Origin of the sequence: Pseudanabaena sp. Chao 1811, from assembly GCF_027942295.1 — a bacterium.
Classification (GTDB): Bacteria; Cyanobacteriota; Cyanobacteriia; order Pseudanabaenales; family Pseudanabaenaceae; genus Pseudanabaena.
Genome location: NZ_CP101416.1, coordinates 918842 through 935315, shown reverse-complemented (window position 1 = coordinate 935315; position 16474 = coordinate 918842). Strand labels below are relative to the sequence as shown.

Here is a 16474-nt window from a genome sequence, read left to right as displayed (position 1 = left end):
TTAATGGAAAGAATTTTCTATTTGGAGACAAGCTCTTGTAGGGTTTTGATTAATTCCTGCTCGCGGTAGGGTTTACTGAAGTAGGCATTAGCACCAAGTTCTAAGGCAAGCTTTTGATCATTCTCATTATTTCGAGCTGTCAAAACCACTATCGGGAGATTATGAAGATCTGCATCAGCGCGGATGCCAGATAAAAGTTTAAATCCATCCATTTGCGGCATCTCCAAATCAGTAATCACAATATCAATACCAAGATTGTGATTATGCCGATCCTTCAGAAAAGCGATCGCCTCTTTACCATCCTGTACCTGCTCGGTCAAAAAACCTGATTTTGCGAGTGTCATTGCAAGATAGCGCCGAATATTGGCGGAAGACTCAACTATCAGCACCTTAGACTGATGCGATCGCCTTTTTTGTCCATTATCCAGATCACTCATAAAGACTCCCGAACTTTCGAGATTCTCAGGCTCAGAAGAGTTGCCGACAGAGCGCACTGGCTGTTCTAAGAATTCAGATATATCAGTATCTTGTGATGGCGCACCTGTCCAAAAGAAATCAGATAGACTACTCAAACTATCTACTTTAGGACTATGCAATTGTGAAGTGTTAGGACGTACATTAGCCTGCGAGCTTTGTGCATCAAGATTAAGCGATCGCAAGCATTGACTGGCTACTTCCGCATGATTAATCAACGCTACTGCCTGATTATTTCCTAAGATCACTGCACCAAGGAAAAGTTGAGGTAGGGAAATATCTCCCTCAATTTGGTGAAAAGTTGCTTCTTGCTCATACCAACAACCCTCAGTTTGGAGTGCGAAGACAGTATGTTCATGCTGGATAATGGCAAATGAGGGAACAGCGATCGCAGGCTTATAGCTATCTATCTGACCTGCAAATTTGGAAGGCTGACTATTTGTAGACCTGTGCAAATTGCGTGGGCAGTTGAGCTGTAGCAAGGAATCTAGACGAACAATAGGAATTTGGCGATCGCGCCACAGCAAGGTTTCCTGTTCTGCCTTGGAGAAGTTGTCATGATCATCAATCGGAATTACCTCAATAATGACCTTGCTCGAAATTGCTAAACAGATTTGATCGATGTCAATCAGCAATATTCGCAATAAAGATTGCATATTCGGCAAGGTTACTGTTACTTGCGTCCCTTTAGCTAACTGTGACTGAATAGCGATCGTCCCACCTCTATCCCATAATCTTTTTTTTATCTCACTTAATTGAGAGATATGTTCTAAATAGGAGGTGTTATTTGGCAAATTATCTAGCCCACGACCATCATCACGAACCTTAATAATCGTGTTGTTATCAGTCTGCATCGCCACAACTTCAATCTGACCTTGCAATGATTTTCCTTTTTGTTGGCGCTCACTTGGAGATTCTATACTATGCTCAAACGCAATGCGAATTAACAACTCAAGCGTCTCTAAAAGCAAAACTGAAATAGCTCTATCAACACCAATTTCAGCCCCTTGGACAATTAACTCAACCTGCTTACCATGCTCTAATGACAGATCTCGCAAAATGCGAGGAAATCCTCTCACAAGGCTAGATATAGGATATTTGAGAACTTGGCGAAAGTTTTTTCTTAAATTCCGAACATCATGGTTCATTGCATCGATTTGCTGTTCTGCCCGTTCAAGTACATTGGTGAAACTCACTAATGTACTTTGTAAACTATTTATCGTTCCTTGATTATGAATAACCGATTGAGGATCTAGAAACTGCAAGTTCTTTTGTGACTCTTTCAACAACAGACGCATTTCGCCTAAGTAAATATCTAAACTTCCTTTCCTTACTAATAATTCCTCCGACAAATCTTCCCAAACCTCTAAATGATTTAAAGGAATACGAATAGTAGCATCATTATCGATGGGATTTAGAGAAGCATCGTATGAGTGCTTACTGATTTCTGTCTCTAAATCTAAATGTGTATGTAAATCTAGATTTAGATCATTTTTGTTTAAAGTAATCGATGCTGAAAGATGAGGATGAAGGCTATTGCCGTCTATGTGATTATTAACTTGATTATTCCCACTTACCAATTCACGCTCATGTCTTACAGCATGGACATCCTTAACTTTATTCTGATAAATTGGAGATTCCTCGATCGCTGTATCCACATCTGAAGTCGAAAAATCTTGATTTTCGATCATATCTAGCAAATTGACATCCTCTTCTGGTTGTGAATTCTCTAGACTAGTTAGTAGCTCTTTTGCCACATAATGAACTTGCAACTGATCATGGGGATTCTGCAAACTAGGCATCGACTCAGTTAAATCTTCAGGTGGTTCCAATCCATCATGGTCTTTCTCCAGACTGGATGTTATTGTCTCAGTTAAAGCTTCATGTAGTTGCAACTCATCAATAGACTCTATCGGATCTTCTATTAATTGCATTGATTCTATTGAGTCCCACAATGCATTCTCATCTTCTTCTAGTGGCTCAAATTCTAATGAATCAAAGTAACTATTGTATATACCATTTTCTAAAATAATATTATCAATATCTACATTATTGTTCTGCTCCTCTAATTTCTGCTGATCTGTCGATGACTGCCCTAAGGAATTCTCTGACAAGGTTTGAGATTCAATATCATGATCTTGATCTTCCTCCATCCAAGGTTGCAGCAATACCAATTTATGCCAAGGATTATCCAAATCATCTTCGCTATGATTCCACTCAATCCCCTGTAATGATGTTTCATCTTCATGCCCTAATAACTGTTCAGTAGATGCTAGTGGGAATATATCCTTGAGCAACTCTGGCATTGGCAGTTTGTCTTCATGATGACTAGATTGAATATGCTGCTCAAGCTGATGATCGAAATCTTCTGCAAAAATCTCTGTCAATAGGCTAGGAAAGGCTGTTTGTTCATTAGAGATTTGAGACAAATCCTGATCTAGACTTAGAAAGTTATTATGATCTTGAGTTAATTCACTATCTAGCTGTTGATCATCTAGTTGGAGCATAAAAAAAGTGTCTGAATCATCTAACTGATTCAATTGGTTTACGGAAAGTAAATCATTAGAGTTAGGAAATTCAAAATCTTCTATATCAAATAAATGTAAAGCCTCCGATGTATCATCTAAATGGAAAGGATCATTAGTTTGATCTGTTTGAGAATAGTTAATTAAAGCCTCTATCCCATAATTTTTTAGATAGAAATGCTCATCTATTTGAGTAAATATTTTATTTTGTAATTCTATACAATCTGGATCTGGATCTGAATCAAAGCAATATTCATTAACAATTTGGCAAATTATTTTGATTAGTTCAAAGAGTAGATCTTTAGTAAACTGATCAATATGATTAGGGTGATCACGCAATAAGTTGATTACTTGTTCCAAACGATTAGTAATAATAACAAAATTCGAGTCTTGGATATAAAAATTAGCCTTGATCGCTGCATCTTTTAGCAATTTATGGGTAGCAAGCAATTGATCAATCTGTTGACTAAAATTTGGTAAATTTGCGTCTAATTTCGAGACTTGATTGGCAAGCTCATTAGTATAAACTTGAGCCTCCTCAGAAAAGGTTTGCTTGATTTTCTGTAATCCTATTTCAATCATTGAGTAAGTCATTATATCTAGCTCTAGTGAACTGTTTTGCCTTTGCAATACTAGTCAGACTAGTATTAATTGTCTATCGGGTTTTAAAATGCGCCAAAGATTGTTGTAATTCCCCAGAGTATTTCTTGGTTGCTTTTAAAGATTTCGATACTTCAGAAGAAGCAGCTAGATTCCTCTTAGCAATGTGAGAAATGTCTTTCATCAAGTTGGCAACTCCTTCTGATGTTTGCACTTGGGAAATAGTGGCATCAGAAATCGATGATACTAGCTCATCAATTTGATGGGAGATGTCAGAAATTTGCAGTAAGCTATCTTTGGCGGCGATCGCTAAAGTAGCGCTTTCTAAAACTTGATTGCTACCAGACTCAACTGCTGTCATCACCGCGTTGGTCTCACTCTGAATGCTACTCAGCAAGCTTTCCACCTCCTTAGTAGCAGCTACCGAACGTGCGGCTAGTTCTCCTACCTCTTCCGCAACCATCACAAATCCACCACCCATTCCTCCTGAACGAGAAGATTCAAGGGTTGCATTAATTGCGAGAAAGTTAGTCTTAATCGCAATCTCATTAATTGAGGAAATAGCCTTTGCAATTTTTTGAGATACTTCCCCTAAATGTTTAACTCTCTTAGCTGTATTGGCGACAGTCCCCTGTAATGCACCAACCTTTTGTACTACTGCGTCAATGGAGCGATCGCTATCCAGTAGTTTTTCGACTACTAATTGCGATGACTGCAATACATGTTGACTATTAGTGGTAATTGAGTTCGCCGATATTTTCGCCATTTGCACGGTGTTCAGAGAGCGTGTCACCGTATCTACTTGTCTTTGCGAGACACTAGTGAGATTGGCGATCGCCTGCTCATTCTGACCAAGGGATAAATTAACTTGACTAGCTGAAGACTTAACTTGACTAACAATATTTTGCAATCCACGCATGACATCATCAAAAAAGATCGTCACATCATTGAGGCTGCCATCAATGGATTTAGTAGAAACAGTTAAGTCGCCATCAGCCAATGCCTGCATATCTCGCAGCATGTTCATTAACTGAATTTGCAAATCTGCTTTCTGCTGGCGATAGCTCTCGACCTCAGCATTACGTTGCACCATCTCACCACGAATTTTCTTACCCAATAGCAAGATATTTTCGTCGGATAAATCAGACTCTTGAACTTCGTGTTTTTCTTCTCTTGCAAGTTTGGATAACACTTTAAATAGTTTGACTACTTGTAAATGTAGCCGTTGTTGTTCCTGTTCCTGTTTCTGCCGCATCGTCTGAAACTGTTCAGACATCTTGTTAATGCTTAAGGAAATATCGGCAAGTTCATCATTACCTTCTACACTCAAAGCTCCAAAACTAATGTCAGTATTTCCCTGTCTTAGATCACGTAAAGCCGCCCGAATATCTTTGAGCCTAGTACTCAAGCGTCGCGATAAAGCATAGGCGATCGCTGCTACCAATAGAGGTGTCGCGGCAATCCCCACACCTACCACCAACAATAGATTTTGATTACCAGCAATGGCTGTCGCCTTGTCAATAGTCGTTAGTACATCCCAAGTCATGCCATAGCTCTGCATATTAGCCACAGGTGCATAGGCAAGAAGTTGCGCATTGCGATCTCCCTTCATTAGATCGGGAAAATCATTAGAGGGTAAAGATCGTAAATTCGGTAGTACTGCAAAATCTGCTAACGCATCCTCCCCCACCGTCACATTTTGCGAACTAGCAACATATTTGTTGTTGCTATCAACAACATAGAAATTACTATTTTCATTACCACCTTTAGTCTTAGTTAAATTGGTGACTAAAGTCTTTACAGGAATTTCTACCTGTAAAACCATACTAACTTTCTGAGAAACAGAACTCTTAACCGATGTTAATACATATAAATTAGCGCCATCTTTACTAACCACAGGGCTGCTAATCAGTGGATTATCAATGGTAGATACTTTGCTAAGAGTATTCTGATTAATTGTTTGCAGAGTCTTAGAATTAGTGGACTGGGCAATCAATTCCCCATTGACACTAAATACGGCAATGCTGGTGTACTGTGGATAAGCTTGGCTATAGAGGTTTAGCCGATTGGTTAATAGCTGCTTATATTGACGTTGCTGTGTGATTGGTAAAGATGACAGCAACTTGATTGTCTTATTCGGTTCGGATGGATTGGTAGTTACAGCAACCTGTCCAGCATTTTGCAAGGTGTTTTGTCCTACCTCTGCCGATATCAGTAGAGTCTTCAGAACTCCCACATCCCCCGTTTGCTTAAGTAAGAAACTTTCAGTGGCTTTGGCAAGGGCGATCGCTTCAGACTGCTGACCCTGCTTAACTTTAGTTAAGAGCAACCCATCACCCACCTTATAGGCGGCTACCCCCAAAATAATTGCAGGGATAGTGGCAATAAAAGCTCCCCATAGGGTGATTTTTTGACCAACTGTGGAGAATTTCAACATATCCTCCAAAGCGATCGCCGAAGGTTTGGCAAGGTCATTCCCAACCGTCTGGGGGATGATTTCTAAACTTTCCTCACTATCTGTCAGTAGATCTGTATCTACATCTAAAGAAGGAAATTCAAATTGAGCTTTCTTCTGTTTTGACTTTTTAGCTTTTTTATTTTTCTGAGTATCTTTCTGATTTACCTTCTGAATATCGGCGATCGTATCCTGCAAGATTGAGGAAGTACTAGATTTTTCCGTAGGTTCCTCGTTACTTAAAAAAGGTTCGGTCGTATATTCTTCCTGATATGGTTGCTGTTGCTGAAACAGTGCAGCGATCGCAGGAGGAGGGGGAATTAGTCCATTACGACTTTGCGCCCTCATTGCGACTTGAGGCGTAGTTGATTCAGTTTCATCAGGCTTAACTGCTAATACAGTTACATCCTCAGCAGTCCAGTCTTGATCATTGGCAATTATGTGACTAGCAGTATTAACATTCGCTAATTCAGGGGGCTTTGGTGCAATGATTTGCGTCACTTCTTGCGGTGGCACTAAAATATTAAAATCACGGATATTATCTAAATCCTTCTGGATGCCTTTTGGAGGTATAGCCTTAGAAGCAGATTTTTTTTCTCCCTGAGCTAACTTATTTTGAATTTGCGCCAGCGAAGTACTAGCAAGATCAAGTAAATCTGGATCATCGGTAAGGGTTAATACTTGCTGGTACTGAACCTTAGCATATTCAATTTTACCTGCCTTGCGAAAAGTTGCGCCCAACCAGATATGCAGTTTGGGATTACGAGGATCTTCATACAACAGCTCTGAGAACTGCTGCATTGCCTCTTCATACCGCCCCTCTGCATAGGAGTGTAGAGCCGCCTGATACTGCGCTGTCATCATGATCGTCCCTGTATGAAATACGTCTATACTTGTTTCAAATAAGGAGTCTTAGGTCTCTACAAGCCTCCTAATACACAATTAAACGCATTAATATGTAAATTCTCTAGCGCCATTTTGCTTGTGTTTATTAAAAAAAGTGCTATTGTATCTAAGGACTTGTTGCACTCAGTTATATAGAAATTGAAAAAGCTGGTTTTATTGCTTGGATGTGATTGGCTCCTCAACGAGAAGCTAGGCGACAGACGTGAGTCTGACCCTACTCTTTCTTGGGATGATGCCTGTGAAGGTCCCAGTATGTTCCGATCGACCTTCTAACTATTAGGGCTGTAACCACTGTTGACAGCCTAGGTCGATCGCTTCTCACCAATGGGAAGAATAAATATTTTAAAAACTGAATAGTTAGCACAAAGAACTGTCTGAGCAGAAATTTTTTCATGTTCAAGGTTTTAATTTGGCAGCAGCTAGTATTTTGACCAAGTATTAGGCTGTCAATCATGATCTTGCGACATAAAATTCACAAAGTTTCAGTCCTGCGATGTTCAATTTTGCTTGTTCAGTTTTTGAAGCTTGCTCAAATTTTTTTGCATCCATTTGCATACCTCTACTAACACATAAACATCTAGGACTATAGAGAACCATGAAACGCGAACTACTTAAACAGACTGTTGAACATATTGACATCAAGGCTTTTGATGTTGTGGGATTGGTTGATGCTATGGCAAATACCGCTTTTCAAGGTCGTAACCTTGGACGTGCTGCCCGTATCTATGACAACATGATCCAAGATAAGGATTGCGCAATCATCCTATGTTTAGCAGGTTCTTTATTTAGTGCAGGACTTAAGGGAGTCATCTACGATTTAATCGTCAACAACATGGTAGACATGATTGTCTCTACAGGCGCAAATATCGTCGATCAAGACTTCTTTGAGGCTCTCGGCTTCCGTCACTATGTGGGTGATACCTTTGCAGACGATACTGTACTCCGCGAAAATGCGATCGATCGCATCTATGACACCTACATCGACGAAGACGAACTGCGCGTTTGCGACATGACGATCGCGGAAATTGCGAATTCTCTTCCTCCTCGTGCTTACTCCTCTCGAGAATTCATCCATGAAATGGGTGCATATCTAGATAAGAATGCCAAGAATCGCCACTCCGTCGTTTTGGCAGCTTATGAGCATCAAGTTCCTATCTTCGTTCCTGCCTTCAGTGATTGTTCCGCAGGTTTTGGCTTAGTGCATCATCAGTGGAATTCTCCCGAAGAGCATGTCAGCATTGACTCTGTCAAGGATTTCCGTGAATTGACTCAATGCAAGTTGGCAAGCCCTCACACTGGTCTATTCATGATCGGTGGTGGTGTTCCCAAGAACTTTGCTCAAGATACTGTTGTTGCCGCAGAATTGCTCGGATTCGAGGCAGCAATGCACAAGTATGCAGTCCAAATCACCGTTGCAGATGAACGTGATGGCGCTCTATCAGGTTCTACTTTGAAGGAAGCACATTCTTGGGGCAAAGTAGATATCGTCCAAGAGCAGATGGTGTTCTCCGAAGCAACTGTGGCTCTGCCTCTGATTGCAGGCTATGTCTATGGGAAGAAGAACTGGTGCGATCGCGCTCCTCGTCAACTAGCCCAAGTCTTCAACAAGTCATCTGTAGCTTTCAGTAATATTCCTACTCCTGTTAGCGTATAGAAAAAAGTCTCGCATTGCGAGGCTTCTTTTGAAGGATTGGTGGTACTTTGTGCCGCCAATCCTTTTATTTTTGTTTGAGAACTAGCAAGGTGATGTCGTCATAGATTTTTTGCGTACCAATGTGCGATCGCAGATCTTCAATCACCGCCTGTCGAATATTACTAGCAGATTTGTCTACATTTTGGCGTACCACTTCACATAGACGATCCACACCATAAAGCTGGCGAGATTCATTCTCTGCTTCCGTAATCCCATCGGTATATAGCACCATGACATCGCCTAAATCTAAATGAATTTGCTTTTGAGCGAGGAAATTAGAAATCTCTTCCTCTAGACCGATGGGGAATCCGAGATCAATTGTATCAAAACGTTCTAGAGTTCCATTTTTGCGCACCACAATAATTTCTTCGTGCTGACCACTTAACGTCAATTTGCCATGTTCGTAATCAATGAGAGAGAGCGTTAAATTTTTATCCGATGACATGCGCTGCACATTTCCATAAATGGTGCGATTGAGTGTATCTAAAAAACGGACAGGATCATTTTCTTCACTTTGCAATAGGGTACGCACGGCAGTCTGTACCATAATCATCAGCATTCCGCTTTCTAAGCCATGTCCCGTCACATCACCTATCCCGATTTTAATCCGCCCATGCTGTTGCAGTACATCGTAATAATCGCCACCCACCTCAGCAGCAGGTTCCATAAATCCTGCAATATCTAATCCCAAAATCAATGATAGTTCTTGTTCTTTGGGCAAAATCATCTGCTGAAGTTTGCGGGTCACTTCTAGCTCACTACTCATGCGTAAATTCTCTTCTTTAAGGCGGTTATTCAGCGATAAAATCTGTTGATTAGCTTTCTCTAATGCTATTTCGGCAAGTTTCCTTTGTGTAATATCTGCGACCGTGCCTTCGTAATAAATGATTTTGCCATTGCCATCACGGATTGCGCGCACATTTTCACTAATCCAGATCTTGCTGCGATCGCGTTTATAGATTTGTGATTCAAAGTTTGTAATGGTGTCATTTGCATCCATCAAGGTCTGAAACTGTTGACGGCGATCGCGATCCACATAAAGCTGTGACTGAATATCAACGATTTCCTCCAGCATCTGCTCAACTGATCTGTAGCCATAAATTTTGGCTAGGGCAGGATTCACACTGATGTATTTGCCATCAACCGTAGTTTGAAAGATGCCATCAACCGAATTTTCAAAAATGCTGCGATATTTCTCCTCAGATTCCCGTAGAGCGATCGCCACATTGTTAAATGAGCGCACAACCATCGATAATTCATCTTTACTATCGAGACGTATTGATATCGCACCATTACTAGTCATTTGTTTGGAGGCAATGTCTAATTGATGAACAGTTCGCATTACCGATAGATAAAAGCCAATAAATAAATAGATGATCGCGATCAAAATAACCGCCACAAACATCAAGATAAATTGTTTGCGTTGCTCAAATCCTTGAATGCGGTATGTCAATAGCTCATCGAGGCGATCAACAACCTGTTGCCAGAGTGTAAAGCTGTCATCTAAAGTACTTTCCATCTCTTGCCGATAAAAACTATCTGTAAAATTAAATTTATTTTCTTGTCTTACTAACTCATTGGTATAAGCGTTAAATTCACTGACACTAACAACAAAATTACGCAGAGGAATATTGAGAGAGTTACGGAGATTCTGGCTCGGATTATTGTTAAAAGCTCTCTCTAGATTTGCGGCGATCGCATTATTGTAATTATTTAATAAGCTAATGCAAGCAATTAATTTCTCTTTATTAGCATTGCTAATTTCTTTTTTAAAGATAACTTCTGCCTCTATCTGCATAATTTGATGCAGGAGCTTTTGCATCTCTGGCAATTTCACGGCACTAGCATCCATCAGATAGTAAGTATCAAGATCTGGATCGAGAATCAAATTTGAGAAGTCAACTATATGGATACGGAAGCGATCGAGTTGTTCGAGAAGGGCATCATGATTCCGAAAAGAAGCAAACTCTTGACTATCTCTCAGACTAAGCCATGCAAACTTGATATCTTGCAATTTATCGCTAGTTTGGACGACCTTACCTAATTGGCGATCGACATTTGTGAGCTTGACAAATGCTTGATCAATCTTGTTTTGTAAATCGATTAATTCCTGTGACTGAGAATGTAATATTTGACCGAAACTTTGGGTATCTTTATAGAACTGGCGCTGTAAAATTAACTGTCTGCGGGGGATATGCTGCCAGAGTTGGTTTAGAGGACGGAGGTAAGTGTTGCCATAGATTTCTTTTTGGGTAAAGTCAATGCGGCTATTGATTTCTGACAGTAGCAAGTTCATCACGAGCGCTAGTGGCAAAACAAATAGCAAGCTAATCAGCAAAAATTTTTGGGGGTATTTAAGATGATTCATCAAGGCGATCGCAGGTTTAAATAGCGTCATATTTGGCTCACATGCCTCTTCATAATGCTATTTCCTGTCATACCGTAGACCTGTTAGAACTTCGCGATCGCTAACTTTGCAGGATTCTACATAGACTCGGCTAAATAGCAATTCCAAGTTATGTCGGGAACTTATCACAAACAAGACCATCATAATAAATTAAATCTAGGTTAAGATTAGGTTAATAAAATTGCTCACGCCTATCAAACCAAAATAGCTGCCAAAAAAGGTTATAACCCGCACTCTTGTGCCATCTCACCTTTCAGGATCTTAAGGCTACCGAACAGTCACCCTGATTTGCAATCTTAAGGAGGGAATTATGCCTACCACAACCAAAGTTATGTTTCCCCGGTCCCGTTACTACGGCACATTTACCCCAGAGAACTTGATGTTTAATGCTAACTTGCAAGAATTCTCGCATCGAGTCAGTATTATTTGTGCCTTAGAAACGGGTGGCAAGATTTCGGCTCAAGAGGCATTCACGCAGATTACAGAGCTATGGCAGCAACTCGAACGCTCTAAACAAAACCTTGCCATATAAACCATATAAAAAGGCAGCATATTGTGCTGCTTTCTTGAATTTAGGATATCCTCAGGACTTATGTATGGATTTGCCAACAATTGGCAAGTTTTTAGTTTAAGTTCCCCGCTTAGTGCTACTCTTATAAGTGGCTCGGATCTATGCGATCTTAACGCCCGAATCGTGTCAGGGTCGGAAGACAGCAGCACTAAGGGATGCTTGAGGTAGGCGTAGTACCCGGGCTACTTTTTTTAGGTTTAGAAATCGGTTTAGGAGAGATCCATGGGTCGGGCGAAAAAAGTCGTACTTGCGTATTCGGGCGGCGTTGATACATCTGTTTGCATTCCTTATCTCAAGCAAGAATGGGGTGTTGAAGAAGTCATTACCCTTGCAGCAGATCTAGGACAAGGCGATGAATTAGCACCGATTAAACAAAAGGCTCTAGATTCAGGAGCTTCGGTTTCTCTAGTTAGAGATGTTACTAAAGAATTTGTTACAGACTATGCCTTTCCTGCGATTAAAGCCAATGCGCTGTATGAAAATCGCTATCCTTTAACTACGGCTCTAGCGCGTCCTCTCATTGCCAAGATTTTGGTTGAGGCAGCCGAAGAATATGGTGCGGATGCAGTAGCCCACGGCTGTACAGGTAAGGGCAATGACCAAGTGCGCTTTGATGTGTCGATCGCCGCACTTAACCCCGATATTAAGGTGCTAGCCCCTGCCCGCGAATGGGGGATGAGCCGAGAAGAAACGATCGCCTATGGTGAAAAGTTTGGGATTCCTTCCCCTGTTAAGAAATCTTCTCCTTTCAGTATTGATCGCAACTTGCTCGGACGCAGCATCGAAGCAGGTCCCCTTGAGGACGCTTGGAATGAGCCACCTGAAGAAATTTATGACTTCACCAAGGCGATCGCTGATACTCCCGATGAGCCAACCTATACCGAAATTGGCTTTGAGAAAGGTCTGCCCGTGTCGCTGGATGGTCAAGCCCTTGAGCCAGTGGAGTTAGTCACCCGACTCAATGCGATCGCTGGTGGTAATGGCTATGGACGCATAGACATGGTAGAAAATCGTCTTGTGGGAATCAAGTCTCGCGAGATCTATGAAGCACCTGCGATGTTGGTTTTAATCCATGCTCACCGCGACCTCGAAAGTCTTGCCCTGCCCTCTGACCTAGCTCAATACAAGCGTGGTGTCGAGGAAACCTACGGCAAGATCATTTACAACGGCTTGTGGTATAGCCCTCTTAAATCCGCCCTTGATGCTTTTATTGATAAGAGCCAAGAGCGCGTGACAGGTGTGGTTCGCGTTAAATTCCATAAAGGTAACGCCACCATCGTTGGGCGTAAATCCGTGAATTCTCTCTACGACGAAGACCTTGCAACTTACACCAGTGCTGACCAATTCGACCATAAAGCAGCCGAAGGCTTTATTTATGTTTGGGGACTGCCAATCCGTGTATGGGCGCAGAAAAACAGATAAACTAGAAAGGAGCGCTTAGCGCTCCTTTCTAGTTTATATAGCCACTATGACAAAAGCTCCTTTACACGAAGAACGCATTCTGTTTAAAGGTCATCCTGCTGTAATTGGTAGTGTGACTAGGTTACTGATTTCTGTGTTTACTTTAGGAATTGGAGCGTTTTGGTTTTGGCTAAAATCGATCAATACGCAATATTTAATTACTTCACAGCGAATTGTGATTGAAACTGGGATATTTTCTAGAGCGATCGAGACTTTAGAAATTTATCAAGTCGATGATATCCATCTCGAAAAGCCATTAAATCAAAGGATTATGGGTAGTGGCAATATGCTCTTGATTACCCGCGATCTATCAGCTCCAAAGATATTATTAGAACGTTTGCCTATAGATGTCAGGGAGCTATACGAGCAGATGCGCCCCTGTATTCAAGAGGCGAGATTTCGTTTTCGTGTCCGTGATGAAGAAAACCCAAGAGAGTATAGCTAGAAGCTGCCCTTTGGAGTTCATACTGATGACTGAAATTGAGACCGCATGAGTCAAAGTATTATTCTTCGTAATAATGTCAAAATTTTGGGCAAAGGCAAACAAACCATCATCTTTGCAAATGGGTTTGGCTGTGACCAAAAGATGTGGCGTTTCGTGACTCCTGCCTTTGAGAAGGATTACCAAGTCGTTTTATTTGATTATGTAGGTTCAGGACAGTCAGATCCTAGTGCTTATGAAGTCGATCGCTATAGTGATCTAGAAGGTTATGCTCAAGATATCCTCGATATTTGTGAATACTTGTCATTAGACAGCACAATTCTCATCGCGCATTCTGTAAGCGGGATGATTGGCATCTTAGCTTCACTCCAAGTACCTCATCTGTTTCAAAAGCTGATTCTCGTTGGAGCTTCTCCCTGTTACATCAACAAACCTAATTATATCGGTGGTTTTGAGGAGCAAGATATTGCAGAACTACTGGACATTATGGAAAAGAACTATATTGGTTGGGCAAACTTCTTAGCTCCCATTGTGATGAGAAATGAGGATAAGCCAGAGTTAACTCAAGAGTTAGAGCAAAGCTATCGAGCAAATGATCCGACGATCACCACGCATTTTGCGGAGGTGACTTTACATTCTGATAACCGCCATAACTTATCTAAAGTGACATCACCTTCATTAATCCTTCAATCTCTAGATGATGCCTTTGTACCTATCGAGGTAGGGCATTATTTACATCAAAATTTACCTAAAAGTATCCTAAAAATCATGGACGCTACATGGCATTGTCCTCATATGAGTCATCCACAGGAGACCATTGATCTGATTCAGGAATATCTTGCGATCGCTATATAAAAATAGAATTTAGTAAGTAGTCAGGCATAAGTAAACTTAAAACCCATATTTCTGTGCCGCCCGCTACGCGGACGGCACAGAAATATGGGTTTCGTTTCGACGAAGGCGGAAAATAGCGTTATCGAACTCACGTTTAGTTAACGTGAAACTAAAAGAGAGCGGACACAACGTGTCCGCTCTCTTTTTGGGCGATTTTTAAATTTGAGGTACAAAACGTTCTTTTACAGGAACGGATGTGTACTCAGAGATGATGCGACGGAATTCATCACCATCGAGAGTTTCATTCTCAACTAGCAGATCGACAACGCGATCGATCGCTGTGCGATTTTCATACACGATTTGCAAGGCTGTTTGATAGCATTTCTGCACAATTTCACGAACTTGTTGATCGATCTTTGCCGAAATATCTTCAGAATATTGCGATCCGCCACCCATGCTACGTCCGAGGAATACTTCAGAGCTTTGACCTTCGAGGGCAAGTTGACCAATATTGGACATACCAAATCTTGTCACCATCTGACGTGCCATGCCGCTTACCTGTTGCAAGTCGCCACCAGCACCAGTAGTTACTTCCGCAGAACCGAATACTGCTTCTTCCGCAGCGCGTCCACCGAGGGCAGCGGTGATGCGAGCGAGGATTTGACCACGAGAGATCAGAGTTTGTTCTTCATCGGGAGTGAACCATGTCAAACCAGCCGCTTGACCTCTAGGAATGAGGGTAACTTTTTGAACTGGATCATGATCCTTGAGTAATGTACCAACGATCGCATGACCAACTTCGTGATAGGCAATCAAGCGCTTGTTACGGCTATCGACGAGAGCCTTACCTTCTAAGCCAGCAATGATTCTGTCTACGGCATCATCAATTTCTGCCATAGTCATTGCATCCTTACGACGACGAGCGGTGAGAATTGCGGCTTCATTAAGTAAGTTCGCAAGGTCAGCACCTGCAAAACCTGGGGTACGACGAGCGATCGCTTCTAGGGAAACTTCAGGGCTAATCTTTTTGTCACGGGCATGAACGTTAAGAACTTGCAAACGACCCTTGATATCAGGTGGATCAACACCAATTTGGCGATCGAAACGACCGGGACGTAACAGTGCGGAGTCAAGGACATCAGCACGGTTAGTTGCCGCAATCACGATCACACCAGAGTTACCTTCAAAGCCATCCATTTCGGTGAGGATTTGGTTGAGGGTTTGTTCGCGCTCGTCATTACCACCACCAATACCAGCGCCACGTTGACGACCAACTGCATCAATTTCATCGATAAAGATGATGCAAGGTGCGTTTTCCTTAGCCTTCTTGAACAAGTCGCGTACACGGGATGCGCCAACACCAACGAACATTTCCACGAACTCAGAACCAGATACGGAGAAGAAAGGTACGCCAGCTTCACCAGCGATCGCCTTGGCAAGCAAGGTCTTACCAGTTCCGGGAGGACCAATTAACAAAACACCCTTAGGAATCTTTGCGCCAACGGCGGTAAAGCGTTCGGGCTTTTTCAAGAAAGTTACAACTTCTTGTAATTCTTCCTTAGCTTCTTCGATACCAGCGACATCATCAAACATTACGCCTGTCTTGGCATCCATCGCAAAACGCGCCTTGGATTTACCAAAGTCCATAGCTTGTCCGGGACCGCCCATTTGATTGGAACGACGGAATAGGAAAAATAAACCTGCGATTAAAGCAACGGGGAAAACTAAATTGCTAAGAACACTCCAGATCGCGCCATTGTTGCTAGGTGGATAAATTGCTAAATCCACACCACCTTCATTGAGTTTGTCCATCAATTCTGGGGCATATAGTGGCAAGTCAACTCTAGCGCGTTGCTCTTTGCCCTCAATTTGGGGATCGCTTGCTACGATTACCGCCGTGCGACCACCATCAAAAATATCGACCTTGCGTACCCGATGTTCATCGAGATACTCAAGAAATCTTCCGTAGGCGATGCGGGTATTTGCTGCATTCACCGTTGGACGACTAGGGGCAGGACGAGCAACTAATGTCTGCCAGCCAAAAAAGCCAATTATCGCTATGGGCAGCAACCACAGCAGTGCAGTTCTCCAAGAGGATTTCATATA

At 41.9% G+C, this 16474-nt stretch carries 9 protein-coding genes and 1 other RNA gene; 6 read left to right on the top strand and 4 right to left on the bottom strand.

The features are described from left to right. Nucleotides 1-17 precede the first annotated feature (17 nt). On the bottom strand, nucleotides 18-3593 hold the full coding sequence (locus tag NMG48_RS04435) for an ATP-binding response regulator (protein WP_271254157.1): 3576 nt from the start codon (nucleotides 3591-3593) through the stop codon (nucleotides 18-20). Between the two features lie 61 nt (nucleotides 3594-3654). After that, the gene (locus NMG48_RS04430; RefSeq protein WP_271254156.1) at nucleotides 3655-6918 is read right to left on the bottom strand and encodes a methyl-accepting chemotaxis protein; all 3264 of its coding nucleotides are present in this window, start codon (nucleotides 6916-6918) and stop codon (nucleotides 3655-3657) included. Between the two features lie 637 nt (nucleotides 6919-7555). Between NMG48_RS04430 and NMG48_RS04425 the strand changes: the two genes are divergently transcribed. Beyond that, nucleotides 7556-8614, top strand: coding sequence for a 1,9-bis(guanidino)-5-aza-nonane synthase (locus NMG48_RS04425; protein WP_271254155.1), 1059 nt, complete (start codon nucleotides 7556-7558; stop codon nucleotides 8612-8614). 64 nt (nucleotides 8615-8678) lie between these two features. Here NMG48_RS04425 and NMG48_RS04420 read toward each other — a convergent pair whose 3' ends face one another. After that, a complete protein-coding gene (locus tag NMG48_RS04420; protein WP_271254154.1) occupies nucleotides 8679-11051 on the bottom strand; it encodes a SpoIIE family protein phosphatase in 2373 nt (790 codons plus the stop codon). 340 nt (nucleotides 11052-11391) lie between these two features. Here NMG48_RS04420 and NMG48_RS04415 point away from each other — a divergent pair, with 340 nt between their 5' ends. From NMG48_RS04415 to NMG48_RS04395, 5 genes are all read left to right on the top strand, one after another. After that, nucleotides 11392-11592, top strand: coding sequence for a DUF7219 family protein (locus tag NMG48_RS04415; protein ID WP_345961226.1), 201 nt, complete (start codon nucleotides 11392-11394; stop codon nucleotides 11590-11592). Nucleotides 11593-11721: 129 nt separating this feature from the next. Beyond that, an RNA gene (gene ffs / locus NMG48_RS04410) (signal recognition particle sRNA small type) lies at nucleotides 11722-11818 on the top strand. Between the two features lie 35 nt (nucleotides 11819-11853). After that, nucleotides 11854-13053, top strand: a complete 1200-nt coding sequence (locus tag NMG48_RS04405) for an argininosuccinate synthase (RefSeq protein WP_271254152.1) — start codon at nucleotides 11854-11856, stop codon at nucleotides 13051-13053. Nucleotides 13054-13099: 46 nt separating this feature from the next. After that, nucleotides 13100-13537 (top strand): PH domain-containing protein, encoded by a 438-nt coding sequence (locus tag NMG48_RS04400; RefSeq protein ID WP_271254151.1) that lies wholly within the window; start codon nucleotides 13100-13102, stop codon nucleotides 13535-13537. Nucleotides 13538-13582: 45 nt separating this feature from the next. Then, the gene (locus tag NMG48_RS04395) at nucleotides 13583-14389 is read left to right on the top strand and encodes an alpha/beta fold hydrolase (protein WP_271254150.1); all 807 of its coding nucleotides are present in this window, start codon (nucleotides 13583-13585) and stop codon (nucleotides 14387-14389) included. Between the two features lie 195 nt (nucleotides 14390-14584). Here NMG48_RS04395 and ftsH read toward each other — a convergent pair whose 3' ends face one another. Beyond that, complete coding sequence (ftsH, locus tag NMG48_RS04390) at nucleotides 14585-16471, bottom strand: ATP-dependent zinc metalloprotease FtsH (protein WP_126388429.1); 1887 nt, start codon at nucleotides 16469-16471, stop codon at nucleotides 14585-14587. Between the last annotated feature and the right edge of the window lie 3 nt (nucleotides 16472-16474).